At 63.5% G+C, this 25,469-nt stretch carries 26 protein-coding genes; 15 read left to right on the plus strand and 11 right to left on the minus strand.

From position 1 onward, the window contains the following. Positions 1–531: 531 nt before the first annotated feature. Positions 532–786: a helix-turn-helix transcriptional regulator gene (locus ACZ9H4_RS31470; RefSeq protein ID WP_408147988.1), complete on the minus strand. Its 255-nt coding sequence runs from the start codon at positions 784–786 to the stop codon at positions 532–534. Positions 787–1,059: 273 nt separating this feature from the next. Here ACZ9H4_RS31470 and ACZ9H4_RS31475 point away from each other — a divergent pair, with 273 nt between their 5' ends. Continuing rightward, a complete protein-coding gene (locus ACZ9H4_RS31475; RefSeq protein ID WP_408147986.1) occupies positions 1,060–1,305 on the plus strand; it encodes a hypothetical protein in 246 nt (81 codons plus the stop codon). A 337-nt stretch (positions 1,306–1,642) separates the two neighbouring features. On the opposite strand, the gene ACZ9H4_RS31480 is transcribed toward ACZ9H4_RS31475, so the two are convergent. From ACZ9H4_RS31480 to ACZ9H4_RS31515, 8 genes are all read right to left on the minus strand, one after another. Next, on the minus strand, positions 1,643–2,677 hold the full coding sequence (locus ACZ9H4_RS31480) for a porin (protein WP_408148025.1): 1,035 nt from the start codon (positions 2,675–2,677) through the stop codon (positions 1,643–1,645). Positions 2,678–2,752: 75 nt separating this feature from the next. After that, the gene (locus ACZ9H4_RS31485; protein WP_408147985.1) at positions 2,753–3,298 is read right to left on the minus strand and encodes an amino acid synthesis family protein; all 546 of its coding nucleotides are present in this window, start codon (positions 3,296–3,298) and stop codon (positions 2,753–2,755) included. After that, positions 3,295–4,710 (minus strand): amidase family protein, encoded by a 1,416-nt coding sequence (locus ACZ9H4_RS31490; RefSeq protein WP_408328298.1) that lies wholly within the window; start codon positions 4,708–4,710, stop codon positions 3,295–3,297. Before ACZ9H4_RS31490 ends, ACZ9H4_RS31485 begins: the two co-directional genes overlap by 4 nt. A gap of 54 nt (positions 4,711–4,764) precedes the next feature. Then, positions 4,765–5,943, minus strand: a complete 1,179-nt coding sequence (locus ACZ9H4_RS31495; RefSeq protein ID WP_408147981.1) for an ABC transporter substrate-binding protein — start codon at positions 5,941–5,943, stop codon at positions 4,765–4,767. Positions 5,944–5,971: 28 nt separating this feature from the next. Beyond that, complete coding sequence (locus tag ACZ9H4_RS31500; protein ID WP_408328295.1) at positions 5,972–6,715, minus strand: ABC transporter ATP-binding protein; 744 nt, start codon at positions 6,713–6,715, stop codon at positions 5,972–5,974. After that, positions 6,702–7,436, minus strand: a complete 735-nt coding sequence (locus ACZ9H4_RS31505; protein WP_476122446.1) for an ABC transporter ATP-binding protein — start codon at positions 7,434–7,436, stop codon at positions 6,702–6,704. The genes ACZ9H4_RS31500 and ACZ9H4_RS31505 overlap by 14 nt, the downstream gene beginning before the upstream one ends. Further along, positions 7,436–8,509, minus strand: a complete 1,074-nt coding sequence (locus ACZ9H4_RS31510; RefSeq protein WP_408147975.1) for a branched-chain amino acid ABC transporter permease — start codon at positions 8,507–8,509, stop codon at positions 7,436–7,438. The genes ACZ9H4_RS31505 and ACZ9H4_RS31510 overlap by 1 nt, the downstream gene beginning before the upstream one ends. A 5-nt stretch (positions 8,510–8,514) precedes the next feature. Next, positions 8,515–9,390 carry a branched-chain amino acid ABC transporter permease gene (locus ACZ9H4_RS31515; RefSeq protein WP_408328289.1) on the minus strand — a complete coding sequence of 292 codons (876 nt, stop codon included), beginning with the start codon at positions 9,388–9,390 and terminating at the stop codon, positions 8,515–8,517. Positions 9,391–9,618: 228 nt separating this feature from the next. On the opposite strand from ACZ9H4_RS31515, the gene ACZ9H4_RS31520 reads away from it, so the two are divergent. Further along, entirely contained in the window at positions 9,619–9,858 is a 240-nt protein-coding gene (locus ACZ9H4_RS31520; protein ID WP_347143642.1) for a helix-turn-helix domain-containing protein, read from the plus strand. A gap of 317 nt (positions 9,859–10,175) precedes the next feature. Beyond that, a complete protein-coding gene (locus ACZ9H4_RS31525) occupies positions 10,176–11,600 on the plus strand; it encodes an amidase family protein (protein WP_408147973.1) in 1,425 nt (474 codons plus the stop codon). 55 nt (positions 11,601–11,655) lie between these two features. On the opposite strand, the gene ACZ9H4_RS31530 is transcribed toward ACZ9H4_RS31525, so the two are convergent. Beyond that, complete coding sequence (locus tag ACZ9H4_RS31530; RefSeq protein WP_408328286.1) at positions 11,656–12,492, minus strand: FadR/GntR family transcriptional regulator; 837 nt, start codon at positions 12,490–12,492, stop codon at positions 11,656–11,658. A gap of 240 nt (positions 12,493–12,732) precedes the next feature. On the opposite strand from ACZ9H4_RS31530, the gene ACZ9H4_RS31535 reads away from it, so the two are divergent. The 12 genes from ACZ9H4_RS31535 to ACZ9H4_RS31590 all read left to right on the plus strand — a co-directional run bounded on the left by ACZ9H4_RS31535 (position 12,733) and on the right by ACZ9H4_RS31590 (position 24,846). Continuing rightward, positions 12,733–13,962, plus strand: coding sequence for an acyl-CoA dehydrogenase family protein (locus tag ACZ9H4_RS31535; protein WP_408328283.1), 1,230 nt, complete (start codon positions 12,733–12,735; stop codon positions 13,960–13,962). Positions 13,963–14,020: 58 nt separating this feature from the next. Then, complete coding sequence (locus ACZ9H4_RS31540; RefSeq protein WP_408147967.1) at positions 14,021–14,299, plus strand: acyl carrier protein; 279 nt, start codon at positions 14,021–14,023, stop codon at positions 14,297–14,299. A 121-nt stretch (positions 14,300–14,420) separates the two neighbouring features. Continuing rightward, complete coding sequence (locus ACZ9H4_RS31545) at positions 14,421–15,311, plus strand: 3-oxoacyl-[acyl-carrier-protein] synthase III C-terminal domain-containing protein (protein WP_408328280.1); 891 nt, start codon at positions 14,421–14,423, stop codon at positions 15,309–15,311. Positions 15,312–15,313: 2 nt separating this feature from the next. Further along, positions 15,314–16,261: a 3-oxoacyl-[acyl-carrier-protein] synthase III C-terminal domain-containing protein gene (locus tag ACZ9H4_RS31550; protein ID WP_408328277.1), complete on the plus strand. Its 948-nt coding sequence runs from the start codon at positions 15,314–15,316 to the stop codon at positions 16,259–16,261. A gap of 25 nt (positions 16,262–16,286) precedes the next feature. After that, positions 16,287–17,894 carry an acyl-CoA ligase (AMP-forming), exosortase A system-associated gene (locus ACZ9H4_RS31555; RefSeq protein WP_408328275.1) on the plus strand — a complete coding sequence of 536 codons (1,608 nt, stop codon included), beginning with the start codon at positions 16,287–16,289 and terminating at the stop codon, positions 17,892–17,894. After that, a complete protein-coding gene (locus ACZ9H4_RS31560; protein ID WP_408328272.1) occupies positions 17,891–19,099 on the plus strand; it encodes a pyridoxal-dependent decarboxylase, exosortase A system-associated in 1,209 nt (402 codons plus the stop codon). The genes ACZ9H4_RS31555 and ACZ9H4_RS31560 overlap by 4 nt, the downstream gene beginning before the upstream one ends. Positions 19,100–19,123: 24 nt before the next feature. Continuing rightward, positions 19,124–20,212, plus strand: a complete 1,089-nt coding sequence (locus ACZ9H4_RS31565; RefSeq protein WP_408328270.1) for an acyl-CoA dehydrogenase family protein — start codon at positions 19,124–19,126, stop codon at positions 20,210–20,212. 25 nt (positions 20,213–20,237) lie between these two features. Beyond that, positions 20,238–20,846 (plus strand): GNAT family N-acetyltransferase, encoded by a 609-nt coding sequence (locus ACZ9H4_RS31570; RefSeq protein ID WP_408147956.1) that lies wholly within the window; start codon positions 20,238–20,240, stop codon positions 20,844–20,846. Further along, positions 20,843–21,913 carry a 3-oxoacyl-ACP synthase gene (locus ACZ9H4_RS31575; RefSeq protein ID WP_408328267.1) on the plus strand — a complete coding sequence of 357 codons (1,071 nt, stop codon included), beginning with the start codon at positions 20,843–20,845 and terminating at the stop codon, positions 21,911–21,913. Before ACZ9H4_RS31570 ends, ACZ9H4_RS31575 begins: the two co-directional genes overlap by 4 nt. After that, positions 21,903–22,829, plus strand: a complete 927-nt coding sequence (locus tag ACZ9H4_RS31580) for a 3-oxoacyl-[acyl-carrier-protein] synthase III C-terminal domain-containing protein (RefSeq protein WP_408147952.1) — start codon at positions 21,903–21,905, stop codon at positions 22,827–22,829. Before ACZ9H4_RS31575 ends, ACZ9H4_RS31580 begins: the two co-directional genes overlap by 11 nt. Positions 22,830–23,143: 314 nt before the next feature. Continuing rightward, positions 23,144–23,932 (plus strand): helix-turn-helix transcriptional regulator, encoded by a 789-nt coding sequence (locus ACZ9H4_RS31585; protein WP_408328264.1) that lies wholly within the window; start codon positions 23,144–23,146, stop codon positions 23,930–23,932. A gap of 164 nt (positions 23,933–24,096) precedes the next feature. After that, on the plus strand, positions 24,097–24,846 hold the full coding sequence (locus ACZ9H4_RS31590) for an acyl-homoserine-lactone synthase (RefSeq protein ID WP_408328261.1): 750 nt from the start codon (positions 24,097–24,099) through the stop codon (positions 24,844–24,846). Between the two features lie 17 nt (positions 24,847–24,863). Here the strand turns inward: ACZ9H4_RS31590 and ACZ9H4_RS31595 are convergent, their stop codons facing one another. After that, a complete protein-coding gene (locus ACZ9H4_RS31595) occupies positions 24,864–25,430 on the minus strand; it encodes a hypothetical protein (protein ID WP_408328258.1) in 567 nt (188 codons plus the stop codon). Positions 25,431–25,469: the final 39 nt, after the last annotated feature.

The following is a 25,469-nucleotide window of genomic DNA, read 5'->3' on the forward strand; positions in this document are numbered from 1 at the left end:
GAGTGGGCCGCCCATTGCAAGTGACCTCAGGCACAGCGCCGTCCTTCCATTTACCCACGTGTTCCCAGGTGTTCCCACGGGTTCTCGAAAAAATTTCACGTCCAGACCTTCACCCTGACGTCCCCTGCTACAGCGGCGTCGCTCGCCAACACAACATGCCAGCTGCGCACCAGCACGAGCTGGCTCGGCGATGGGCCCCCTATCTGTCTCCGTCCCGGTCGATCAGCCGCCTTCACGATCCTGGGTAATCCTGGGTCCCGCCATCCAGGACCCGTGCGAGCGCCGCCCGTGCAGCGGCAAGTTCGGACTCAAAGCATTGGACCGGGCGCCGCGGTATACGCAGCCGACGGCAGACTACCTCCCGAGGCGCATGCCAGAGATAGACCATGCGCAGCAGGTCGCGATGCCGGGGATGCAGGGTCCGCCATGCTTTCGTGATCCGCGCCGCATCGACCGGATCGTAGGCGCCGCGCGATGCGTTACCCCAGTTCTCCAGCCGCCGGCGCGGAGGTGCCGAAGCGGGATCGCGACTCATGGCGCGCGCCCTGACGCATGTGCCATTTCGTCGTCGCGCGCTGGCACAGGCGCCCGGTAACGCGCGGGATTTTCCAGAAACCTTTCAATGTCCGCCGCGCGCCATCCCACCAGGCGACCACCCAGTGGCACGGCCGGGGGAAATGTTCCGGCCTGCATACGCCGGTAAATCGTTGAACGTGACAGCCCCGTTATCTCTTCGACCTGACGGCGGCGCAGGATCCTGTGCGCCTCACTGTTCGCAGTTGACATGGCCTTCCCCCAGAAAAGATGCCGGCCTCGGGTTGCCGGTACATGGGGGCATTCAAGCAGCAGTCGCGTCCGGCTTCCAAACCCGTCTTATCGACGGGAAGCTCCCGTCGGGCGTGGCGAACGACGTGTGGGCGACGCGTAACGTATCAGCTATCGACGGCGGTGATTATCGCGGTCAATCTCACGAATGCGGAGCGTAGAATTGTCAACACCGGACATACAGCGGTAGTCCAGCAAAGGTCGTACCCCTCGCATCAACCAGGAGCAACGTTCGTGCTGTCTTCCGATGAATGGCAAAAGCGTACCGTTGAGGATGGTGCCGTGCGCTGCCCGGCATGCGACGCGCTGACCGTGACGATGGGAGCGTGTGCTGTAGGCGCGTATACGATCTACCAGGAGTATGTGTGCGAAAACTGCGGGTACGAATTCCAGGCCATGTTTGGCCTGATCGGGTGTGTGCCCGGACACAACAACGAGGACAACGACGCCCGAGGCATTGTTCCGCCAGCAGGCAACTGAGTACATCGGCCTGGAACCCGGGATACGGTTACAGGCATGCAGGCGTTGCGGTCCTGCAGAGCCGCTGGAGCGCGCTCGTCCGAAGCGATTCAACCGCGCCTCAGAGGAAATCGCCAGCGACCGCGCGCCCTGGTTTCCCAAGCTTCGCTGCGCGGCATGCGCTCCAGAGATTTTTCGTCACGCTCCGACTGCCCTCGCGGCTTGAGTGCGACGCGTTGCAACACGCGCCGCCGGGATCCGAGGCGTCATCCGCCGCATTGTGGAGGGATTCCGATGCGCCGACCTGCCAGTTTCGTCACCGGTTTTCCGGGCATCCAGGCATGCTGGACAGGGTCGACTAGAACTTCATCCTGATGCCCGCACCCACGCTATTGCCGGACGACACGCTGGTCATCGTGTCGTACCGCCATGCGGCGTAGACGTCCGTGCGCTTCGACAGCGGGTAGTCGTATCCGAGCACCACGGTCGACCAGCGGATATCGGCGCCCTGTGCAGGCCGCCGGAGCGTCCCCGCCCAGGACACCAGTATGCTGCCCGTGCCGACCCGGGCGCTCGCCCCCACCTGAACGGTATCGTCGGTGAGCTCGTTGTTGTTGGTCACCCGTTCGTACTGCAGATAAAGCTTGACCGCCTGCAGGCGATATGCCGCTCCGGCCAGCCACGCCGTCTGCTCCGTGGCGCCGTTCAGGAAAAGCGAAGCGGTGTGAAGACTCTGAACTGCGGCAGTCGCCGAGAACGGCCCCGCGAAGTACAGCACGTTCGCACTGTAATTCGCCTGCCCGGCGTGGCCCGCAATGCCTGCATTGCTGTACAGCACACTTCCTGTCAGACCGCCCACCTCCGGCGACTGGTAGACGATCGAGTCGTCAATCGCCGTATCGCTTTGCACCGACGCAGCGCCCATCGCAGAACCCAGAAACGTGTGGACCACCATGGGGGAGAAAACGAACGAGTTGCCGAACGGGTTGAAAAGCAGTGTGGAGACGAACAGCAGTGAATCGTTACGCCCCAGCGTCAGTTGACCAGATTGCCCGCTCAAACCAACGAACGCCCTGCGGCCAAAGAATGACTGCCCGTTGAACGCGCCTGACTGACCGCCGTTGATCCGGTAGAAGCTCTCGAGCGTGAAGATCGCCTTCATGCCACTGCCCAGATCCTCGGCGCCCGACATGCCCCAATACGATGTCGAGAGCCCGCCCGACCCCACCTGCCAGGCGTTGCCCGCCGAGCCGGGTGTACGCACCACCCCGGCAAATGCATCGGCCAGCCCGTAGAGTGAAACCGACGACTGGGCGTGTGCCACGCCCACTGTGACGCACAACGACAGCGCTGCCAGCGCCTTGTTCCATGTTCCCCGCACATCCCTGCACATGTTTTTCTCCTTCATCGCTTGTGAGTGTTCTCTTGACGCTCTCGCCCGCCTGACGGCACGGTCTGTCGCCGTGCGTCACCCCGGCCTGACGCGTGCGAGCGGCCTTCCGCGCTCGGCCAGTGCAATGGCGATCAGCAGTTCGTCCGGTGCCGGTGAGTCGGGGACGCAGAGCGATACCGTGTCGAAGTGGTCGAAGCTCCACATGTCCGTGACGCTGTGCAGGGGAATATCGACGCACGCACCCGCCGACCCGCGCTTCGTGACGGAGGGCATGATCGAGGAGGCGCCAGGCAGGCAGACGCGCACCGACTTGCCGAGTCGTGGATGCAGCACCGCCGCTCCCCATTCGAGCGGTACGCCTGTGCCAGCAAGCGCGGCCTTCCCGTAACCCTGGATGTCTTGCCCCGCACAACCGAGCGCAAGCAGCGCCCGTCCGGTGAGCAGCTGGCCAAGTTCGGCGCCCGCCGCATATAGCGCCTCAAGCTCGCAGGCGGCATCCTGGTCGGTCGTCTTAAGTACCGCAGCGGCCACTATCTGGCGGTGCGGTGGAGTCACTGGCGTGCCGAGCTCCGCGCACCGTTCAACGAGATGGAGCACGATCCGCGTGATCTGGACGTTCATGGCACGATCTCCGTATCGCCCGGTAGCTGCAATTCCAGGCCCGGTGCCGGAAACTCCCCCCTCGCCAGTTCGTACGCACGCGCTGCCCGCAGGACCAGGGCATCGCTGCCCCGACGCCCGATAATCTGCAGGCCGACAGGCAGATCCCCGGCGAATCCGCACGGCACGGATATCGCAGGCACGCCAGCCTGGTTGCACCACGCTGTCAGAACGGGCGCCTGACGCAGATGGGCGGGCAGGCCGGGAACCGGAGGCGGTCCGCAATGAAACGTCGGCGTGAGGAGCAGGTCATAACGCTCGAAGAAGGTTTCCATCGATGCGCCGAGTGCGTGACGGGCAAGCAGTGCATCAACGAATGTCGCGGTGTCGATCCGTGCCCCTGCATCCGAAAGTGCCGTCAGCTCAGGATCAAGCAGTGACCTGTCGGCTGCCTCCATATGCCGCACGCGCTGCGCGAAGAACACGGACCACTGGACCGAATGCATGCGGCCATTGCCGTAGTGGTCCGCAATCGGCGCGACATCGGTCTGGATGACCGTCGCGCCGATTGCGCCAAATGTGTCCACTGCCCTCCCGACACACTCCGCGATGTCCGGCGCCACCGACACACTGTCCGGGGCGGGACACCAGGCGACCCGCAGACCCGCGACGCCGTCGTCCAGCGCGCAGGAATAGCCGGATGGACTCCCCGCTCCAGGAGGCCGGTTGCCATTCGCGCAGGTCATCGCATCAAGCATCAAAGCGGCATCGCGCACGGTTCGCGCGATCTGGCCGAGCGTAGACAGTGCGGTCCACGACACCGCATTGCCCGCCGGCACCAGCGCGAACGTAGGCTTGAAACCAACCACACCGCTCCAGCCGGCCGGAATCCGGATGGACCCGCCCCCATCGGTCGCAAGCGATAGCGGACCCATGCCCAGCGCAACCGCGACCGCCGATCCGCCGCTGCTGCCTCCCGGCGAGAGCCCCGTATCCCACGGATTACGCGTCGCGCCTGTCAACGGGCAGTCAGTGACGATCTTGTTGCCGAACTCGGAAGTCGTGGTCTTGCCGAACGGTATGGCACCCGCGCGCCGCAGCCGTGCGACGGCCGGTGCATCGGCGTTTTCACGGTCCGGCGAAGCGGTCCATGATCCATGCCGTGTCGGAAGACCGGCCACGGCGACGAGATCCTTGACCGAAACCGGTACGCCATCGAGCGGACCACACGGCTCGCCGCGCATCCACCGGCGCTCGGCTTCGCCGGCCGCCGACATCGCCCCTTCCTCGTCGAGGGCGCAGAAGGCGTTGACTACCGGATCGAGCTTCGTGACCCTGTCCAGTACCGCGCACATGACCTCCACAGGCGAGAGGCTGCGCTGCCGGAAGCCGGTAACCAGCTGAGCTGCATTCAGCGTGAGAATTTCGCTCATTCTGTAGTCCTTATCTATTGATACACAACATTCCAAAGCGTGAGGAGGGCACGTCTATCCTTCACAGCCCGGTGTAACGGGGCCGGTGGATTCCAGGATCGAAAAGCTGTTATCGGCAAGCGCCTGGCCGATCCGTGTCTGGCAAAGCACATGGCCCCCGTCGTGACTCACACCGGTTTTGCCACGCGGCAGCGCAACGGACACGGCGGGCAATGCAGCCCTCACGCGCCCGGCGTCGACACTTCCCGCCGACCGGACGGCTTCGGCGAAAAGACGAATGCCCGCGTAGGTGTTCTCGCCGTGCGGGAGCACCACGGCATAGCGGCCGAGGCGGGGGTCGCGTGCGTCGGCGTAACGGGCTGTATAGCGCGTGAGGAACGCCTGGTTTTCCGGGCTGTCGATGCTCATGAAGTACGACGACACGCCTATCGTTCCGGTCGATGCACCTGTGGTTGCGATCGAGAGGGATTCGTGCGCGATATCGGTCGCCAGCTGCGGTTTCATCGCGAACGACCGGTACTGCTTCACGAACGTCACCGGGTCGTCCCCGATGCTGTGCCACACGATCTGCGGCCTGGCACTGGCGACCTGTTGCAGGACGGCACCGTAGTCGCGTGTGCCGAATGGCAGCCAGTAGACGCCGAGGAACTTCCCGCCATGGCGGGCCACCGCAGCCTGCAGCTGCGGGATCAGCACCTTCCGGTTGCTGCCGATGTCCGAGACGACTGCGCAGACGGACTGTCCACCGCCCTGCATGAGCCACGCAATGAGTGGCTCGATCCGCTGGCTCGCAGCGAGCCCTGTTGTGAGCAGTTGCGGGTCGCACCGCCCCTCGTCGAAGTTCGGATAGACGATGAGCTTTCGCGCTGCCCTCGCCGCCTGAAGGGCCGCCTCGCGCTCGGATGGCAGCACCATGCCCGTGATCATCGCCACGTCGTCACGCATGAAAAGCTGCCGCGCCTTCTCCAGCGTCACGGCCGTCGACATCTGCGTGTCCTCGACGCTCAGTTGCAACGGTCGGCCAAGCAGCCCACCCGCCGCATTGATCTCGTCCACCGCTAGCGCCGCACAGTTACGGTTGGTCTGTCCCACACGCGTCAGGGGACCGCTGAGTGGCGCGAGCAGGCCGATCTTCAACGGCTCGGCACCACGTGCGAGCGGCGGGACAGCCGATGTGGCGAGGGATGCCGCTGCGCCAAGCAGCACGGTTCGGGAAAATTCACGTCGGTTCATGCTTTTTCTCACTAGGTATCACTGGATTTCACTGGATGTTTTCAGGGCGGAAGTCCGGCGCGGCCTCGGCGACCGGAGAGAGATAGCGCGCGAGCGGGTGTTCGCCCGTCCCGCTGTGTCGCGGCCCAACGGCACCGGCATGCACGAGCCGCCCGTTGCTGAGCACGATGCAGCGCCGCGCGCTCTGAAGGACGAGATCGAGGTTCTGTTCGACCAGGAGCACCGCCAGCTTCGAGCGACGGCAGAGCTCGGGAATCACCTCGCCGATACGCTCGACCAGATTGGGCTGCACGCCGTCGGACGGCTCATCCAGCAGGAGCAGTTTTGGCCGTCCGCACAGGGCGCGTGCGATGGCGAGGACCTGCTGCTCGCCGCCCGAGAGCGTGCCGCCCTGCTGCGACAGACGCGTCCTGAGCACCGGAAAGTAGTCGAATACCTCGTCGAGAATGTCCGCCCCACCGGCGGCCTGCGTGCCCATCAGCAGGTTCTCGCGCACGGTCAGTTTCGGAAAGATCCAGCGCCCCTGCGGCACCAGCCCGATACCCCGGCGTGCGATCTCGTGCGTGCGCAGGCCCTTCAACGGCTGGCCCAGGAAAGCGATCTCTCCACTCACACGCGGCAGCAGCCCCATGACTGCCTTCACCAGCGTGGTCTTGCCGGCACCGTTGCAGCCGAGCACACCGACCACCTCGTTCGGCAGCACGTCCAGCGTGAGGTTGTGAACCACATCCACGTCGCCGTATCCGGCGCACAGATTTTCAATACGCAGCATGTGTCGCCCCCCGCCCCAGATAGATGCGGCGGATCTCCTCGTCGTCCGCGATTTCCGCATACGACCCCCGTCGAACCACCTCTCCCCGGTGCATCACCCACGTCTCGCATGCGAGGGACTGCACGAAGCCGAGGTCGTGTTCGATGGCGAGCACTGCGCATTGTTCACGCAACCGATGAATAAGCTGCACCAGCCGCTGTGCGTCCTTCGCAGAGAGGCCGGCTGCGGGTTCGTCGAGAAGCAGCAATGCGGGCTGGCACATGACGGCCATGCCGATCTCAAGCCACTGCCGCTCACCATGCGGCAGATGCGAGGCGACTTCGCTCGCCTGCCCCGCCAGACCCACCTCCTCCAGAACCGCGTCGGGATCCGGCATCGGCGTAGTCCGGTAAGCCGCGACGCCAAGACCGGCCACCACCAGATTGTCGCGCACGGTCATCGTGAGGAAGGTGTTGGTCCCCTGGAACTTGCGCACCACGCCGCGCCGGCAGAACGCGTGCATCGGGCGACCGGTCATCCGTTCGCCATCGAGAATCAGCTCGCCGGAACCGGGGGCGATCGCGCCCGACAGCAGGCCAACGAGCGTGCTCTTGCCCGCCCCGTTCGGACCGATCACGCACAGCAGGTCGCGTCGCGCGATGGTGATGTCGACGCCCGCCACGGCGTTGATTCCACCGAATGCGCGCGACAGGTTGGTGCCCTGCAGAAACTGGCCGTCCATTACCGTTCCTCCTGTGCGTGTCCGGCGCGGCGAACCGGCGACCTGCCCCATACCGCTCGACCGGCCCGACGCGCGGCCTCCACCAGTTCATGGAGTCGCAGTCCGTTCGGCATGAACAGGACACATGCGAGAAACAGACCGCCGAGGATCAGGGGCCAGCCGTCCGTGCTGTAGCTGGAGACGGTTTGCCTGAGCAGCGTCAGAACGACCGCGGCGACGACAGGACCACCAATTCTTCCCCTGCCGCCGATGGCCACCCAGAGGATCACTTCGGTCGCAAGGAGCGGCGAGAACACGTCCGGGGCCACCACCCCCGAGGAAGCAGCCATCAGCGCGCCCGCAATTGCGGCAAGCGCCGCCGAGGCGACGAAGACGAGCAGCAGGTGAAACGACGTGTGATAGCCACACGCTTTTGCGCGCCACTCGTTGCTCGAGATCGCATCAAGCACCTTGCCGTAGCGGCTGCGGCACACGAGCCATATCAGGCCAGTCGCGGCAAGCAGTACAACGGCTACCGTGTACCAGGAGGCGCGAGGACCGCTCATGTCGAACGTGTGGCTGCCCACGTTGAATGACAGTCCCGGGATGCCCAGGATGCCCGTGTCGCCTCCGGTAATCGACTGCCAGCTGACGGCGAGCTGCTGCGCGACGATCAGCACGGCCAGGCTGATGATGGCGAAGAAGTGAAGCCTCACCCCCGCAAAGAGCAGAAAATACCCAATCACCGCGGCGACTGCCACAGCGCAGAACATACCCACCGCCAACCCGGTCACGGACGCCTGTCCGAACTGAACGGTCGTGATGGCAAATCCGTAAGCGCCGAGACCCAGGAACGTCGTGTGCCCGAGCGTGAGCACCCCGGCCCGCCCCCAGAGCAGGTCATAGCTCAACGCGAGGATCCCCATGACCAGCGCATCGCGCACCGTCGACAGCAGCCAGGGTCCGGCAAAAAAAGGCACGATTGCCACGGCTGCCATTGCCACGCTCCACATCAACAGCGGCGAAACATCCCTGGGGCCGAGGGCGGGCTGTGAGAGCCAGAGCCGCAGACAGCCTGCGTGTTTTCCAGACATACGCTTTATCCTTTACCGAGAAGCTGATGAGCCGCGCTGAATCCTGGAATCAGCCCTTGCGGTCTGAACCGGATCACCACAATGGAGAGGACCAGCACCACCGCTGAAGCGAGAGAGGGATCGACGCGATAGCTCAGTAACGTCTCGGCCGTACCGATAACTGCGCTGCCCAGGATGCTGCCCGCAATCGAGCCGATGCCGCCCAGCACGATCACGAAGAACGCCTTGGCGAGATAGGAGACGCCCAGATGCGACTCCACCGAAACCATGGGCGCAACCAGTACGCCGGCAAGCGAAGCAAGCGCCGCACCGCCGCAGAAGGCAATACGATTCAGGCGCCGGGTGTCGATGCCGGTGGCCTCAGCCATCACCGGATGCTGGATCACGGCACGCAACTGCATACCAAAGCGCGTACGGGCGAACAGCAGCCAGCACCCTGCTGTTACGATGAGCGCAACAGCGATCACAAAGATCCGGTAGGCCGGATAGCTCCCCCCGGGGACTGGAACCGCTCCGCCGAACGGCGCGTACACCAGCATCGGCTGCGTGCCGAAGATAAGTTCCAGTGCCTTCTGCAGGATCAGGCTGACGGCGTAAGTCGCGAGAAGGGTGTCCAGTGGCCGGTCGTAGAGCAACCGGATGATGAAGCGCTCAAGGCACCATCCGAGGAGCGCTCCCACAGCCGGCGCCACCAGTAAGGCAAGCCAGAAGGCCTGCTTCCCGCCAACCGCCTGCGCGACCGCCAGCGCGTATGCGCCAATCGTGACCCACTCGGCATGTGCAAGGTTCACGATGTCCATCATGCCGAACACCACGGCCAGACCAAGCGCAATCATCGCGAGAACGCACGCGTAACTTGCAACATTAAGTATTCCTATCATATTTCCCTCGCATACCAGACGGATCCTGACCAGCATCCGTCTGCCGGTAGCCCGCTGAAAAAGAGAACGCGAGCCGGCTGCCCACCGACGCTATCGCCGGAGTGCACGCTCCCGTTTACACAAAATATTGTGAATTTTAGGTCAACAAAACTCCGTTTACACAATTTATTGTGAATTTATGGTTGTTCGCTCCCCGATACTCGATTCGCCCAGTTCAATCGAGTACGCATGACCAAGGAAGCACTGATCAAGGCGGTTGGGAAGGAGATCCGCGCACGCCGCAAGCTGAAGAAGCTAACGCAGGCCGGTCTGGCACTACGCGCGAAAGTTCACCCAAACACCATCTCACTCATCGAGCGCGCAGAAACGATCGCGGGAATCGACGCGTTGATTGACATTGCTGACGCGCTCGGTGTGCCGCTATCGCAGTTGCTCAAGGCAGCCGAAGACCGCGGCGGCGTCCGCTGACTATCTGCGGCAACCCCCACCCTTTTCCCGTACCGGACGCGGCAGCCTCTCTCTGACGATCGCTCATCGCAGGCGGCCCGCGCTGCGCGAACACTTACACGACAAATTGCCGTCACGGCACACGGACACACTGTGACTGTCCAGTCGCATTCGATCGGCCACACTTCCAATTTATTGCTATTAAATTATTCCCTCAAAATGAGGGTGTCAACCCACATAATCAGCGAGTTTACCCTGATTAATTAACCATCGCCGTCCCTTGACATCGACCATAACCGTCAATATTGTATATTTGTTATAATTAAAAAGGAGGTGACATGCAGGGCGATCTCTGTGAACTCACTGCACAGGAACTGCAGGAGCTTTATCGCAACGGCAGTGCCTCGCCAGTCGAAGTCATGGCCGCCGTGCTTCAACGGATCGAGCGGCTCGACCCCGCCGTGAATGCCTTCTGCCAGATGGCTCCGGACGCACTCGACATGGCTCGCGCGTCGGAAACACGATGGCAACGCAAGCGCCCTCTTGGCCCTCTCGACGGGGTGCCAATTAGCGTCAAGGACAACATCGCGGTCGCCGGACTCGCTACACGATACGGCTCACGCGTCACGGACGAATCGCCAGCGCCCCACGACAGCCCCTGTGTGGCCCGGCTTCGCGAGTCCGGTGCGATCTGCTTCGCTAAGACCACCCTGCCTGATTTCGCACACAAGATCGTCACCGATAGCCCGCTTACGGGAGTCACGCGCAATCCGTGGGATACCGACCGTACCCCAGGCGGCAGCAGCGGCGGAGCCGCCGCCGCAGTCGCACTTGGCATGGCGCCTGCAGCGATCGGCACCGACGGCGGTGGATCGATCCGGATTCCAGCCGCGTTCACTGGTACGTTTGGTTTCAAGCCGAGCTTCGGCCGAGTTCCGCATGCGCCACGCGGGCCGTTCGGGCTGTTGAGCCACGTTGGCCCCATGACCCGCTGCGTGGCTGATGCCGCACGCGTCCTGACCGTTATCAGTCGGCCTGACAGCCGCGACTGGTACGCCTTGCCGTTCGACGCCAGCGACTATGAACTTGGTCTCAAGTGCAAGCCAACACCGGGCGGTGTCCGCATAGCGTCCAGTGCGTCCCTGGGCCTTGCTGTCACGCCCGAAACCGCCGTCCACGATGCGGTCATGCGTACGGCTGACACCTTCCGTGACCTTGGCGCCAAGGTACAGCTGGAAGATCCGCCGGGTATCGCTCGCTGTAACTCGATCCACGCGACCATTTGGCCGGCCTGCTGTCGCCAGCTCACCGAAGGCATGGCTGACGCCGGCGCGGCGCTCGATCCGTCATTGCAGGCCTACTCTGAAGCAGGCGCGACAATATCGCGCCAGGCGCTGCTTGGCGCACTCATCGAGAGAGGGGAGATCGGAGCCGCCGTCAACGTGTTCTTCGAGCGGTACGATCTTGTCATCTGCCCGGTGTATCCCCGAGTGGCCATGCCACTTGTGGAACGCCCCGCCAGCGACCAGCTGTTTCCCCATTTCACTGCCTGGTGCAACCAGCTCGGTCTTCCCGCTGCGAGCGTCTACACGGGCACCACTTCAGACGGTCTACCGGTCGGAATACAGATCGTTGGCGGCCGTCACGCCGATGCACTTGTTCTCTGGGCAAGCCACATACTGGAACTCGCCTTCGGGCGAGCACCTCTGACCGACGTAGCACGCTCGCTTTCCGCATCTATACCTGGCCGCACAACACATTAAGGCTGATCAACCAGCGGACACCGAACGCACCGTCAACGGTTCGGGCGTCCGTCCGTCAGTCACCGCCCTTTCTGCCGAGGTGCAGACCAAGGTCCGAATCCAGTACCAGTTTCTGGCGCAAGGCTGCGTGCACCTTGCGCAATTGCGCCTCCGCTTCATCCATATGCGCCGCCATGAGCTGCTCCACCGCACCGGCGTCGCGCCTCTTCGCGGCATCTAGAATCGCGCGGTGGGCAGCGACAGTCTGCCGCCCGAACTCCTGGTAATCCCGCTGGGTCACGTTGCCCGCCACGATCACGAGGCTGTGCAGCATCTGGTTGATGATCTGGCATACGCAGCGAAGAAAGGCGTTCGGATTTGCCGCTGCCAGCACGTCATGAAAGTGGATGTCCTCGTGGCGCTGGTCGAGCGTATGCTTATGGCTTGCGACAAACGGCTCACACACCTCCACGCTGCGTTCGAGCGCTGCCAGGTCGGCCTCCGTCAGATGCGCGACGGCGCCCGCCGCAAGCAGCGGCTCCAGCACGCGCCGCACGGCATAGATGTCCTCAAGGTTGATGCTCTCGAAAAACAGGTAGTTCTGCATCGCCTGAAATGCGCGGGCGAGCGGCACTCGCGTAATCGTTGCACCACCCTCCGGTCCTGTACTCAGACGCACGAGTCCCTGCACCTCCAGTGCCTTGAGCGCATCGCGCATCGAGCCGCGGCTGACGTTGAATATTTCCTGAAGCTCTGCCTCCTTGTTCAATCGAACGCCTGGCCGCACCTTGCCATCGCTAATCCACGTCTTGATAAGTTCGGCGACCTGGTCTCCCCGCTTGGTCGTGCGGGGCCCCCGTTTGTCTCGCTTCAGCAACGGTTTTTTCTCTGTCGTCTGTTTTCGCGCTGCCATACGTCACACCCGTAGTTGGCCATCATCGTTTGATCTGAACGTCATTATCGGTCATCCGCCGCCGCATGACCGCGACGATGTCCCCCCGAACGCCCTCGATACAACACCCTCCCAATGTTCGGAGGTGACGCCCTCCGTTCTGATACCTACGCTCATTGCCAGACGACACGCAAACCTCATCAGTGGGTTCGCGTGAAAATCGGTACTGGGCACAGATGCGCCCGCCTGGGAGAACGCGTCATGACACGGCATGAACAGACGTCGCAACAGGTTCACATCATCGACAACATCGATACAGCGCTCGCAGATCGCGGACTCGACCTAGAACTGCTTGCCAGGCATATGCGCACCGCCAGCCTCGAATCGGACGCAACCGGTGAGATCATCGGCCCTCCCTGGCGTGCTGATGAGGTGCGCGCCCTGAACATGAACCTTGTGCCCACCCGGTACGGCGGCTGTCCGGCGCTGCAGCCTCTCGTAGCGCAGGCGACATTGATGGCCTACCTCGGTGAGGCCGACGCAAGCCTCGCGCTTGCGTTGCCGGGCCCGGGACTCGCCACGCCACCTGTCCTCGCGCTCGCCTCGGCGGAGCAGCGAGCGCAGTTCTTCCGGCGATTCGAATCCGACACGCCGCGCTGGGGAGCCTTCGCCATCACCGAGCCCGACTGCGGCTCCGACGCCACCGCCATGCGTACCAGCGCACGGAAGACGGACCGCGGCTGGGTACTGAACGGCACGAAGTGTTTCATCACGAACGGCGCGCGTGCCGACTGCGTGATCACGTTTGCCACCATCAACCGGCAGATGGGACGCTACGGTATCCGTGCATTCCTGGTGGAACGCAACGCGCCGGGGTTCATGGTGTCACGCATCGAGCGGATGGCTGGCCTGCGCGCCACCCAGCTTGCCGTACTCTCGTACGCCGACTGCGAGGTCACCGATGACGCGCTGCTTGCGCGCGGCGACGAGAAGCCGCTCGACGATGCCTTCTCGGGTGCGCAGCGGTCCTGGGACTACTTCAGGCCGCTGCTTTCCGCAGTCATGGTCGGTACGTGCCGGCGCATTCGCGCGGACCTCGCTGCCTGGCTCGACGCGGGTGGCAAGCCCGCGGACAACCGGCAAGGCTCGGCCAGCGTGTCAGCAGCCCTGCTCGACATCGACCGCCAGATCACGGCCGCATGGCTGCTCTGCCATTGCACGGCCTGGAAGACCGATGAGGGAACCGCCACGTCGATGGATTCTTCAATGACCAAGGCGTTTGCCTCCCGCGTGGCAGCACGGGTGACACGCGCTGCAATTGACCTTGCGGGTATCGATGGCATCACCGCCTGTCCGTCGCTCGAACAGGGCTACCGGGACGCCAGGGCGTTCGACATCATGGAAGGCACCGGCGACCTGCAGCGGCTCATGATCGCGCGAGCCGCGCAACGATCGACGTCGCGTCCATGGAACATCGCGGAACCCGCCTAGCGACTGCATCGTCATGCCTGGCGACCAATGTCCATAGACCTGATCAGGAGATACTCCCATGACCCATACCACCTCCGGTCCCGAACGCGAGGAAATCGCCGCCACCATCAGGTCATGCCTGCTGTCGGCCATCGGCAGCACCACGGCTGCGGACCTGGTCGCGGATGACACGAACCTGTTCGACGTCGGCGTCGACTCAATGAACATGACAGACCTGCTTCTTCAACTCGAACAGCGCTTCGGCTTCACGCTCGCGCCCGAAGATCTCTCATCTGACCTCTTTCTGCGTTTCGGCAATCTGGTCACCTTCGTGGAATCCCATGTACGAAGCAACTGACCACGGGCACGGGCAATTCTGCATCGCGGCAACGGCGCGGTACGTACCCCAGACGCGTGTGCGACCCGAAGTGCTGGTACGGGAGCCGACGGCCACGCCCACCTCCGTGCGGGAGGCCGTCATGCAATCAGTCTATGCCGACACGCTGCGCTGGCGCCGGCAGGCGACAGCTCCCGTTGCCGTGGATCATCCGTCCGGGCGCGCCACAATGCCGGCACGCGTCACCAGCGAGCCACGCCTCACCCTCTCGGAAATGGCGTCAGCCGTAGCCAGGGAGGCTGTCCGGCGGTGCCGCCCGAAGGACAATCGTGCACCCGACCAGATCATCGTATGTGCCAACAGTTTTGAGCATGATCTCTCGCTCTCGTGCGCGGGTCGCCTGCACAGCGAACTCGGCTCAACGGGCGTGCCGTTTGCGATCGGACAGCTCCAGGGCGTGTCCTTTTTCCTGGCGCTGCAGGTGGCAGCCGACATGATGGCCAGCGACGAGCGCATGCACGCCACACTGATCGTCGCGGCTGAACGGTGGCTGCCGCCATTCTCCCGCCAGACCGGAACGCTCACCGCATTGGGTGATGGGGCAGCCGCCGTGCTGGTCAGGCGCCACGCCGGACCCGGATGGCACGTACGCAGCGTTATGGTATGCACGCCCGCCACCGCCGTTGCCATTGCGCCGCACGAGACCTTTGTCGACGAAGCGGCCGTGGTCGAAGTCATCGGGAAGACGTGTGCGCAGGCGGGCCTGAAACCCGCTGCACTTGACTGGATCGTGCCTCCGCGTATCAACGCAGCCCTGGCATGCGAGGTCGGCGCACAGGCCCGACTGCCTGCCGGGCGAATGTGGTATCCGGATCCGGGGGACATCGGTTACCTGTGTGCCGCAGACGCGCCCGCGCAACTCGACGTGCTGTTGCAATCGGTTGCTCCGGCAGACGGTCAGCGCATCCTGATGTGGTCGGCCGGATTCCAGGGACAGACCGCCTGCGCGATCCTCGAGTTTCGCGGGAGCTAGCGATGTCTACGCCCCTGCCCGACTCCATGCTGTCCCTGTCCGGAATCGCATTCAGCCTTCCGTCCCGCACGGTCGATGCGATCACGTGGGCCAGTCGTTGCGGATTGCCCGAGACGCGCGCGAGCGCACTGCTGCGCAACGGTGTGCAGCAGTTCCACGATGCTGCAGCGCAGTCACCGGTCATCTTTGCATGCGAAGCGGTTGCCGCCCTGCTCGAGGATACCGGCACGACACCCGCAAGCATCGATGCGCTCGTGTGCACGCACACGATCCAGAGCAGCGTCATGGCGCCGCCTGCCGGTACTGCCTCGTTCATCCAGTCCCGTATGGGCCTGACCCGCGCACTTGCGTTCTCTGTGGTGCAGCAGAACTGCGTCTCGCCGATCGCAGCTATCCGCATGCTGCGGGTGCTCACCGTCAGAGGTCGGCCCATCCGGCGGGCGATTGTTGTCTGCGCGGATGTGATGGGCGCGGGCTGCGATCATCTGCGCGCAATCCAGGACCTCGCCCTGCACAGCGACGGCGCATGCGCAATCCTGCTGGAGCGCGGCACCGACCGCAACTGCATCGCGGGACTGCATCTTTATACGGACGGTCGCTACTTCCGCGGCACCGACGACGATCTGCAGCCCGTGCCTGATGACCGGTACTACTGGTCGGCATTCACCACCATGCGCACGGCACTCGGACAGGCGGGCATCACGGGTAACGAACTCGTCCATGTCCTGCCCCACCACGTCAACCTTCCCGGATGGTCCCGCCTCGTGACCATGCTGTCCGTACCACAGGAGTGCCTTTTCACCGTGAACTTCGGGCACCTCGGCCATGTGTTCGGTGCAGACCCGTTCATCAACTTCCACACCGCGCCACGCGGGCAACCGGGCTCGCACTCCCTGCTGTTCTCCAGCGGGTTTGCCGGCTGCTTTGGCGCAATGGTGATCCGCCACTGATCCTGAACTTCATAGCGATCCGGCCATGAGAAACCTCCTTGACCTTGTGCAGTCGGCAGCCCGCCGCACACCTGATGCGCAGGCACTCGTTTGCGGCGATGTCCACGTGACCTACGACGAACTGCTGCAGCTCAGCCACACGTTCGGGCAGGCATTGCCCACCCTCGGCATCGCTGCGGGGGAGCGCGTCGCGATCTTTCTTGACAAGCGTATCGAGACCGTCGTCTCGATGCTTGGCGCCTGCGCGGCGGGTTGCGTGTTCGTCCCGGTCAATCCGCTCCTGAAACCGAACCAGGTGGCCCACGTGCTTCGCGACAGCGGTGCCCGGTGCCTCGTGACCACCGCATTGCGCGCCCGCTCACTGGCTGCGGAAGGCATTGCGCCAGTATCCGACCTGATCCTCGTGGATGAGCCTGAACCGGCAGTCTCCAGCCTCGGGAACACGGTCAGGATTCATCGCTGGCCAGGCCGTGACACCGGCCGCCCCGACGATACCCATATCCAGGGACCGGCGGTATCCTACGTTGATACCGACCTCGCCGCCCTTCTGTACACGTCCGGCTCGACAGGGCTGCCCAAGGGCGTGATGCTCAGCCACCGGAACCTGCTCGAAGGCGCCTGGAGCATAGCCGACTATCTGCGCCACGAGCCGTCAGACCGCATCCTCGCCGTTCTGCCCCTGAGCTTCGATGCGGGGCTGAGCCAGTTGACCTCGGCCTGGTCTGCGGGCGCAACAGCGGTCCTTCTGAATTACCTCAGCGCGCATGATGCCGTCCGCGCGTGCGAGCGCGAGCACATCACTGCGATTACCGGTGTGCCGCCACTATGGATGCAGCTTGCAGCCGCAACGTGGCCCGACGGGGCGCGCAACAATCTCCGATACTTCGCGAACACGGGAGGTCGCCTGCCATTGCCCGTGCTGCAGAAACTCAGGGCGCTGTTTCCGCGAGCCACGCCCTTCCTGATGTATGGGCTGACCGAGGCGTTCCGTTCCACGTTTCTCGATCCTGCACAGGTCGACCGGCGGCCCGACTCGATCGGCAAGGCCGTTCCCAATGCGCGGGTGCTCGTCGTCCGGCAGGACGGCACACCGTGCGCTCCCGATGAAGCCGGCGAGCTCGTGCATGTGGGTGCATGCGTCACACTTGGCTACTGGAACGACGCGGCACGCACCGCTCAACGCTACCGTCCTTCGCCCGAAACGAAACCGGGCGGAGCGCCGCACGATATGGCGGTCTGGTCCGGTGACCTCGTGCGGCGCGACAGCGAGGGTTTTCTCTATTTCATCGCGCGCAATGACGCCCAGATCAAGAGTTCCGGCTACCGGATCAGCCCGGAGGAAATCGAGGAAACGGTTCACGCAAGCGGCCTCGTCGTGGAAGCGGTTGCCCTGGGTATCCCGGATGACGGGCTTGGTGAAGCGATCGTGCTGCTCGTCGTCCTGGCAGGTGGTTCAATACGTATCGACGATCTGCGCGACTGGTGCATGCAGCGCCTGCCGCGTTATATGGTTCCCCGGGACATCGTGAGTTGTCCGGAAATTCCACGCAATCCCAACGGGAAGTTCGACAGGGCGGCGCTGCATGCCCGGCTTGCCTCGCTCGCGAGCGGTTCTGGGGAGAAAGCATCGTGAACCTGACTTTCATCCGGCGGCCCTCCGGGCTTCAGTTCGGCGGCGTCGACGTGCGTGAGTTGGCCGACCGGGCAGGACGTACGCCGTTTTTCGCCTACGACCGCGCAGCGATCGACGCCCGCATCCGGGAACTGCGCAGCCTGCTGCCCTCCGGCATGCATCTGCACTACTCGATCAAGGCGAATCCGATGCCAGCTTTGGTCCACTGTCTGGCCGCATGGGTTGACGGGTTCGACGTCGCCTCGGCGCAGGAGATGGCCGTCGCGCTCAACGCCGGCGCCGCCCCGGCGGACATTGGCTTTGCCGGGCCCGGCAAGTCTCACGACGACCTGCGGCGCGCAGTCGCCAGCGGCGTCAATGTGCACGTCGAATCGGAGACTCAGTTGCGGCTCGTCACTGCGCTCGGATGGGAACTCGGCGTGCAGCCCAGCGTGGCGATCCGCGTCAATCCCGATTTTCAGGTCGGACAGAGCGGCATGCGCATGGGTGGCGGCGCGGCGCCGTTCGGCGTCGATGTCGGTCAGTTGCCGGCGCTGCTGCGCGAACTCGAAGCTCGGGAAGTCGCACTCGCCGGCTTTCACATCTTCTGGGGTTCGCAATGCCTGCACGCGGCAACCGTTATCGAGGCCCAACGCCAGAGTGTTGAACTCGTCCTCCGCCTGGCCAGCGGTTTGACCGACCCGCTGCGGTTCGTGAACCTTGGCGGTGGCTTTGGTATTCCCTACTTCCCGGGCGAAACACGGCTCGACGTGAAGGCAGTCTGCGAAGCGATGCACGACTGGCTGCCAGGGATGCGCGCAGGTCTGCCCGGAACGACGCCGATCCTGGAGCTCGGGCGTTATCTGGTGGGAGAAGCGGGCATCTACGTGTGCCGCGTGATCGACCACAAGGTCTCGCGCGGCAAAACATTCGTCATCACGGATGGCGGCCTGCATCATCACCTCGCGGCCTCCGGCAACTTCGGCCAGGTCCTTCGCCGTAACTTTCCGGTCGTCATCGGAAACCGTCCCGATGGTGTTGCACGCGAACGCTGCCACGTGGTGGGCTGCCTGTGCACGCCGCTCGACCGACTGGCGGACGACATTGAGCTTCCCGAAGCCCATATCGGCGACTTCATCGTGGTGAAACAGTCGGGCGCGTATGGGCGCTCGGCGAGCCCGCTGCATTTCCTGAGCCATCCCGAACCCGTCGAAATGCTCGTGTGACGCCGCAACAGCAGGAGAAACATCATGCCATCCAGTCGATCCGTCATAACGGACCTCACGCCAGCATCGTGGGCACTCAGCGACGACCAGCAGGGGCTGCGTGCGACCGCAAGACAGTTTGCGCGCGAACGCCTCGAACCGCTGCTCGTCCATCAGCCAGACGCTGCCCTGTGGAGCGAAACGGTCAGGCTCGCTGCGACGCTCGACCTCGCGGCCATGATCCTGCCGGAGCAGAAGGGAGGCATGGGAATCAGCCGGCACGACCTGGCGCTTGTCGTTGAACAGTTCGCGGCGGGTCCGCTGGAACGCGCGGCCGAACTGACACTCAGCAGCCCGGCACTGATGACACTGCGCGAATACGATGCGCTCGACCGGCTATCCGATCGGGATACTCAGCATTATTTCGACGGCAGCACATCGATCGCACCGGGTATTCCGGACATCGATGCCTCGGGTCTCTGGGTATTGCGTCGGCACCCCGCCTCGCCAGTATTGATGGTCCGCATGCACGACAAACGTCCGCAGCTCGTGCTCGTGACGCTGCCTGCAGGGCAGGAAGAAATCCGCGGTGCCGCACCTGTTGCCGTGTTCGGCGCGCTATCCATCGAACGATATACCGTCGTGCCTGCAGACGATGCCTCGATCCCGGTGGTGTCCCGGGACGAAGACAACTTCGGCCCGGATCCGGTTCGGCAGTCGCTCGTCGACACAGCGCTCTACTTTGCCACGCTGCTTTCGGGCGCCGTGCAGCAGTGTGTGAACTTCGCCCTTGCCTACAGCGCGACCCGACAGACGTTCCGCAAGCCGATCGTTGCGCATCAGCTCGTCGCTGCCCGGCTCGCCGACATGCTCGTGTCCGCGCATACCATCCATCTCGTGCTCCGGTCGGTGGCAGCGCAGGATACGCAGGCGCAGATCGCCCCCTTATCGCAGATGGCTCGCCACGTTGCCACCGAAGCGATGAACGTTGCGCGCGAGCTTGTGCAGCTTTGCGGTGGCCATGGCTACGTGGAAGGCCTCCCGCCGGCGGCACGGTTCCAGACGGTGCACTGGTTTGTGATGCTGTTGATGAAGGTCGAGGCCGCGCTGCGCACATTCATCGCGTCTGCATGAGGCATTCACCGGCCGGAGATTCGACGTGGACAGCCAGGGCCAGGCGCGAGCACTCGCGCAGCAGACTGAAGGATCCCACCAGACGGATGGAGGATCCGGCTCATGCTGGCTCCGTGAACCTGACAGCAACGATGTGAACGACATCGCTACCTGGCTCACCGAACCGGACATCAACCAGTGGTTCGATTTTGGGCAGGGCCGCCAAACGCTACCCCTGCTTGCCGTGCAGCTCATGATGCAAAGCGGTCGACATCGACTGCGCATGTTCGGACCGGCAGGCCATAAGGTCGCAAGCGGCCTTGTGGCCATCAGCGATCTCGCGCATGCCTTTGGCACCGCCTCGTTCTGGGTATTGCGCGACAGCCGGCGCCCAGCGTGCAGTGACATGACGTTTGTGGCCTCGACCACGCTTCTCCACGAGGCGTTCGCAACGGACCGGCTGCATTGCGTCACGGCGTGGGCCGTGGACTGCAACGTGCGGTCACGACGCCTGCTCGAGCGGATCGGGTTTCGGCCGGTCGGTCTGCAGCGCGATTGCCATGTCATGCGTGGGTCGCGGTTTGGGCGCGTACTCTATGACCTGCTACCAGCCGATCTCGCCAACGGCTCGGGCCCGCCCGAAGGGGGCGCATGAACCCGCCCGTCATCACCGCAGTGACGGCCTGGGTGCCAGAGGCCATACCGCTGTCCCGATGGATGACGATCGAGTCGACACTGCGCGCGACGGGTCATCCCGGGTGGGATGCCTGGATGAGGTCCTGGCATCCCGACTACGGGCACTGGCTGGATGCATGGCCGGGTAAGGAAACCGGTGGTTCGCACCCTGTGCATTCCGGTCTGGTAACGCCAGGCATGACCTGCATGGTGCCTGTCGAAACCGGCACCGGTCTTTCCGGACTCGCCGTAAAAGTGGCGAATGCGCTCTGCGCTGCACGCCCACCGGACGCCCGCCCGGTCGATGTCATCGTGTTCTGTCACAGCAGCCTCGATGAACATGTTTCGACCACCGTTGCCGGGCGGCTGTGTGCCGAAGTCGGTACACCGTGCTTTCCATTTTCCGTCTCGCAACAGCATGGTGTATCGCCATTCACTGCATTGAGGCTTGCGGCCGACCTGCTCGTCGCTGAACCGCACATCCATACGATACTTATCGTAGCAGCGGAGAAGTGGTGCCCACCATTTTCGAGAATATGCGGAACTTGCATGGTGCACGGTGACGCCGCCGGCGCGATGCTCGTTGAACGAACCGACCCCGGCACAGGTGGCGTGCACCTGCTTGATGTCGCGACCCGGCACGTTCCCGTTGACATGGTGTGCCGTGACGCAGGAGTCGCCGATGCCCGGACATTCCCCTTGCTATCGATGATCGACTCGCTCCTCGCGCGACATGGCCTTCACGACGGGAATGTTAACGACGTTGTGGGGCACCCAGGTATTCCGTCGCTCAGGGCCGCAGTATCCGACCTGCTCGGCCGGCCGGACGCAGGTGTGCAGCATGAACATTGCGTTCATCTCGGCGCCGCCGAATCCATCGTACGCCTCGCACAGATACTCAACCGCGCCGCCTGTGGCCGGCGACACCGCGTGCTGCTGTGGGGCTACGGGACAGGCGGCTTTATCGGCACAGCGCTGCTGGAGATGCGCGGCGCACCCTCCCAGCCTATCAGCAGAACGATGTCCAGTCCGTCTTATGATCCCTGATCTCGGCATACCGCACGTCGCCTTCCATCTTCCTCAGTGCGTCGACGATGTCCGAAGCTGGGGACAACGGACCGGACAGAGCACCACTACCGTCGTGCAGCTGGAACGGGCGGGGATGCGCTATTACCGGAAAGCGAATGGGCAAACTGCGATCGGTCTCGCGGCCAGCGCGATCCAGCGTCTCCTGCTTACCTCAGGTATCGCACGTCGCGAAGTCGACTGCATCGTGTACGTGCATACACTGCAGGGCAGCGTTGCGCCTCCGCCGCACTCGCTACCCGGCCTGCTCTGTGACCGTTTCGGATTCGTCAACGCGGAGGCGTTTTCCTTCGCGCAGCAGCACTGTGCGTCCGCCCTCGCCGCACTGCGCGTGATTCGCGCGATGTTCATCGCCCGACCCCACATGAAACGGGTCCTGCTGGTCGGTGCCGACGTCATGCCGCTGGCATCGGAAAGGTTAATGCAAGCCGAGGGGATTCTGGGCGATGGTGCGTTTGCTGCATTCATCGAGCGCGGTGCCGCCGTCAACCGCCTGCTAGCGATCGCGATGCACGCCAGCGGGCTGGGCTGGCAAGGGGTACTGGCAAATGACGAATCGCGCCTGGCAGCGCAGAACTTCTTCACGGCGCGCAGCCTGATCAGGCAGACCGTCCAGCAGGCACGTTTCACACTGGACGACATCCAGCGTATCCTGCCTCACCATCTGGATCTGCCCGCGTGGCACCGGCTGCTCGATTCGCTTCAGGTCCCGCACGACCGTCTGTTCGCGGAGAACTTTGCCCGCATCGGCCACGTCACCGTCAGCGATGCATTCATCAATCTCGCCCAGTGTGAGGGGCTCGTAGCGGGCAGGCCGCTCCTGCTCTTCGCGCGAGGCATCGGAGGGTTTTCAGCGGCAGCGTTGCTGGTCCGTTAGCCTGCCGACTCAGCCCCGTCTCGTCCGCTTGCCCCAGCCCCATGCAGTGGGTATATTTCAATCCCTTACACGAATCGTCGGGCGGTAATCGGCACACTATAATAAATGTTTGAATGCATTCGCGCCCTTGCATAGTACGCGTCCAGTTGGCCATTCCGGTGTCGCAACCTGCGGCAATCGTATGCGCGACTCTGATTGGCCCCTCACTCCTGAAACGCGTGTCGCATGAATCGCACCGCCGTTGCGCGCGGGCCTCGTTCTCATGCGGCACCTGGAGTTCCTGACTCTGTTGGGGCAGCGCCGGGGTAGTGAACATGAAACATGTCTCTGGACGCCGTCTGAACGAGCGTCAGCACAGGCCATCACTCATATCTGATCGTCTACAAACCGGCGCACCGGCACCGGTGATGCGTCTTGCATGTGCCACCGATATTCCTTCCCTCGTCGAGTCTTTCGGCCATGCGGCCGGGAAACTTGGCTTCCCGCACTACGTGATCAGCCGCGTTACGCGCAGCCGTTCGGCCTCCACCCGGCGAACGTCGCTCGAGATGATCGGCTCACACTATCCGCAGGAATGGGTGCGGCACTACCAGCGTCGCGAATACGCGTCCACCGACCCCGTTCATCGGGCTGCGTTCCTCCAGTCGGCTCCCTACCGGTGGCATGACATCATCGGCTTGAGCAAAGCCGAGCGTCGTCTACTCGACGAAGCAGGAGAGGCCGGGTTGCGCGCGGGACTCAGTATCCCGGTCCACCAGTCCGATGGCAGTATCCTGCTGTTCAACCTGTCCGGCCCGTTGCGTTCCGTCAACGACGCAATCAACTCCCGGCTGGCATACCTGATCAGCGCGCAGTTTCACTTCGAACTGCATCGCCTCGCTCAAATGTCCCCGAAAAGGGCGGCCCACCTGCTGACACCGCGTCAGCTCGAATGCCTGACCTGGGTCGCCCGGGGGAAAACCTCGGCCGAGATTGGCGAGATCCTCGGGCGCTCGCGCTATACCGTTGACTACCACATCGAAGAAGCGATGGAGGCCCTCAACATCCGCAGCAGGACGGCCGCTGCAGTCCACGCGAGCGTACAGGGCATCATAAAACCCTGACTCCGCTTTTCCCGCAATTCCCCCGCATGCCCTGCCCGTCGCCGTAAGCGGCGTGGGCCAGTGCACGCTCGCGCGTGCGCGCCGACACCCTCCCAAAGCTCCGAGTTTCCGGGCCAGAGACACGCTGATAGCGTCGCGTCAACGGCTAACACCAGGAGGAGCCCATGTCATATATCGTTGCCGGCCGGCTTGATGAGCTGCCATCAGATATCCGTCACCATCTCGGAGTCTTCCGTCACAGGGTATTTGTCCAGCGCCTGCACTGGGAAATACCCGGCGTATCACACGATGCGACGAGCGAGTGGGATGAATTCGACGTAGACGCTACGGTCCACCTGGTCGCACTGTCCGCAGACGACGAGGTGTGCGGATGTGCGCGGCTCATGCCCACCACAGGACCCTATCTGCTCCGTGACGTCTTTCCGGAACTTGCAAGGCCAGATTCCTTGCCGTCATCACATTCGATATGGGAGATGTCGCGATTCGCAGGATCTGGGCTGCCAGACCATCGAACGGGCTCCATGCCGGGCATGTCGTTGTTCCCTTACTCAATGGCGCTCGCCCTCTCGTTGGGCGCAACACGCGTGATCGGCGCGGTCTCACGCTCCGTTGCACGTCTGTACCGACGCTTCGGGCTCGATCTGCTCGATATCGGCGTTGACACGGCGCCGGGCTGCGCCAACCTCGTTGCATGCTCAATCGATCTGGACCCTCCCACGTTCCACAAACTCCAGTGCGATCCTGTCACGCTGCTGAACTCGATTACCTGCTTCGGACAGCACCCGCTCGCTGAACCTGGCATGCCGGGTCATTCGCATCCGACTCAAGCGAATGCACCTTCTGTGCGCGCCCGAGGCGACATGCCCCTCGCCGTTTGCGACAACAGTACGGTACACACGCAAGCGACAGTCTAGACGACCGGCCCCTGACATTAGCGCATGCCTGCAGGCCGGCAATGGTGCCGGTTGTCGGCCTCCTTCACCCAGTCCGGCCTGATCGCCGACGCGTAGGCCTGCCCGCTGCGCGAAGCCTCTCCATTCTGCTGTGAACTCAAGCCCAGGCGCTCGTCGATCGCGTGCGCGACGGTCGCAGACTTCGGAGGATGATCGTGATCGCCGTCCGCCCAGAACGTACACATCGCATCGAACAGAACGGACAGTATCGACGTCACGTAGGGCAGTTTCACGACGATGCCCTCCTCTGGCCGGTCGCCAGCAAACTTGCGACAATGCTGCTGGAACCCGTTCACGGGCATCATGATCCGCAGGGAATCGAGTTCACGCTGCAGGCGATCTTCAAATGAGTAGTGAACGGTTGCCGAATGCGCAAGCGCCTTGCGCAACTGGCAGAGCTGCCGGTCCTTGATCTCCATGCATCTGGTTAGCCGACGCACTTCGGCTTCGGCCCGCTGCAAACGCTGATCGGGAGCAGCGTTTGCCGACACCATCAGTGGGGCGCTCTCCATGCCAGTGACTGTCCATGCATTGAGTTCTTTCATGATGTTCCCTGCCTCAAATGCGCATGCCTGTACCGTTCC

This window comes from Paraburkholderia sp. TE9906, assembly GCF_056279605.1.

Excerpts from the sequence above, each read along its gene's own strand:
- ACZ9H4_RS31470 (WP_408147988.1), bottom strand. The coding sequence starts at position 786 with ATGTCAACTGCGAACAGTGAGGCGCACAGGATCCTGCGCCGCCGTCAG.
- ACZ9H4_RS31480 (WP_408148025.1), bottom strand. The coding sequence starts at position 2,677 with ATGTGCAGGGATGTGCGGGGAACATGGAACAAGGCGCTGGCAGCGCTG.
- ACZ9H4_RS31485 (WP_408147985.1), bottom strand. The coding sequence starts at position 3,298 with ATGAACGTCCAGATCACGCGGATCGTGCTCCATCTCGTTGAACGGTGC.
- ACZ9H4_RS31490 (WP_408328298.1), bottom strand. The coding sequence starts at position 4,710 with ATGAGCGAAATTCTCACGCTGAATGCAGCTCAGCTGGTTACCGGCTTC.
- ACZ9H4_RS31495 (WP_408147981.1), bottom strand. The coding sequence starts at position 5,943 with ATGAACCGACGTGAATTTTCCCGAACCGTGCTGCTTGGCGCAGCGGCA.
- ACZ9H4_RS31500 (WP_408328295.1), bottom strand. The coding sequence starts at position 6,715 with ATGCTGCGTATTGAAAATCTGTGCGCCGGATACGGCGACGTGGATGTG.
- ACZ9H4_RS31505 (WP_476122446.1), bottom strand. The coding sequence starts at position 7,436 with ATGGACGGCCAGTTTCTGCAGGGCACCAACCTGTCGCGCGCATTCGGT.
- ACZ9H4_RS31510 (WP_408147975.1), bottom strand. The coding sequence starts at position 8,509 with ATGTCTGGAAAACACGCAGGCTGTCTGCGGCTCTGGCTCTCACAGCCC.
- ACZ9H4_RS31515 (WP_408328289.1), bottom strand. The coding sequence starts at position 9,390 with ATGATAGGAATACTTAATGTTGCAAGTTACGCGTGCGTTCTCGCGATG.
- ACZ9H4_RS31520 (WP_347143642.1), top strand. The coding sequence starts at position 9,619 with ATGACCAAGGAAGCACTGATCAAGGCGGTTGGGAAGGAGATCCGCGCA.
- ACZ9H4_RS31525 (WP_408147973.1), top strand. The coding sequence starts at position 10,176 with ATGCAGGGCGATCTCTGTGAACTCACTGCACAGGAACTGCAGGAGCTT.
- ACZ9H4_RS31530 (WP_408328286.1), bottom strand. The coding sequence starts at position 12,492 with ATGGCAGCGCGAAAACAGACGACAGAGAAAAAACCGTTGCTGAAGCGA.
- ACZ9H4_RS31535 (WP_408328283.1), top strand. The coding sequence starts at position 12,733 with ATGACACGGCATGAACAGACGTCGCAACAGGTTCACATCATCGACAAC.
- ACZ9H4_RS31540 (WP_408147967.1), top strand. The coding sequence starts at position 14,021 with ATGACCCATACCACCTCCGGTCCCGAACGCGAGGAAATCGCCGCCACC.
- ACZ9H4_RS31545 (WP_408328280.1), top strand. The coding sequence starts at position 14,421 with ATGCAATCAGTCTATGCCGACACGCTGCGCTGGCGCCGGCAGGCGACA.
- ACZ9H4_RS31550 (WP_408328277.1), top strand. The coding sequence starts at position 15,314 with ATGTCTACGCCCCTGCCCGACTCCATGCTGTCCCTGTCCGGAATCGCA.
- ACZ9H4_RS31555 (WP_408328275.1), top strand. The coding sequence starts at position 16,287 with ATGAGAAACCTCCTTGACCTTGTGCAGTCGGCAGCCCGCCGCACACCT.
- ACZ9H4_RS31565 (WP_408328270.1), top strand. The coding sequence starts at position 19,124 with ATGCCATCCAGTCGATCCGTCATAACGGACCTCACGCCAGCATCGTGG.
- ACZ9H4_RS31575 (WP_408328267.1), top strand. The coding sequence starts at position 20,843 with ATGAACCCGCCCGTCATCACCGCAGTGACGGCCTGGGTGCCAGAGGCC.
- ACZ9H4_RS31580 (WP_408147952.1), top strand. The coding sequence starts at position 21,903 with ATGATCCCTGATCTCGGCATACCGCACGTCGCCTTCCATCTTCCTCAG.
- ACZ9H4_RS31585 (WP_408328264.1), top strand. The coding sequence starts at position 23,144 with ATGAAACATGTCTCTGGACGCCGTCTGAACGAGCGTCAGCACAGGCCA.
- ACZ9H4_RS31590 (WP_408328261.1), top strand. The coding sequence starts at position 24,097 with ATGTCATATATCGTTGCCGGCCGGCTTGATGAGCTGCCATCAGATATC.
- ACZ9H4_RS31595 (WP_408328258.1), bottom strand. The coding sequence starts at position 25,430 with ATGAAAGAACTCAATGCATGGACAGTCACTGGCATGGAGAGCGCCCCA.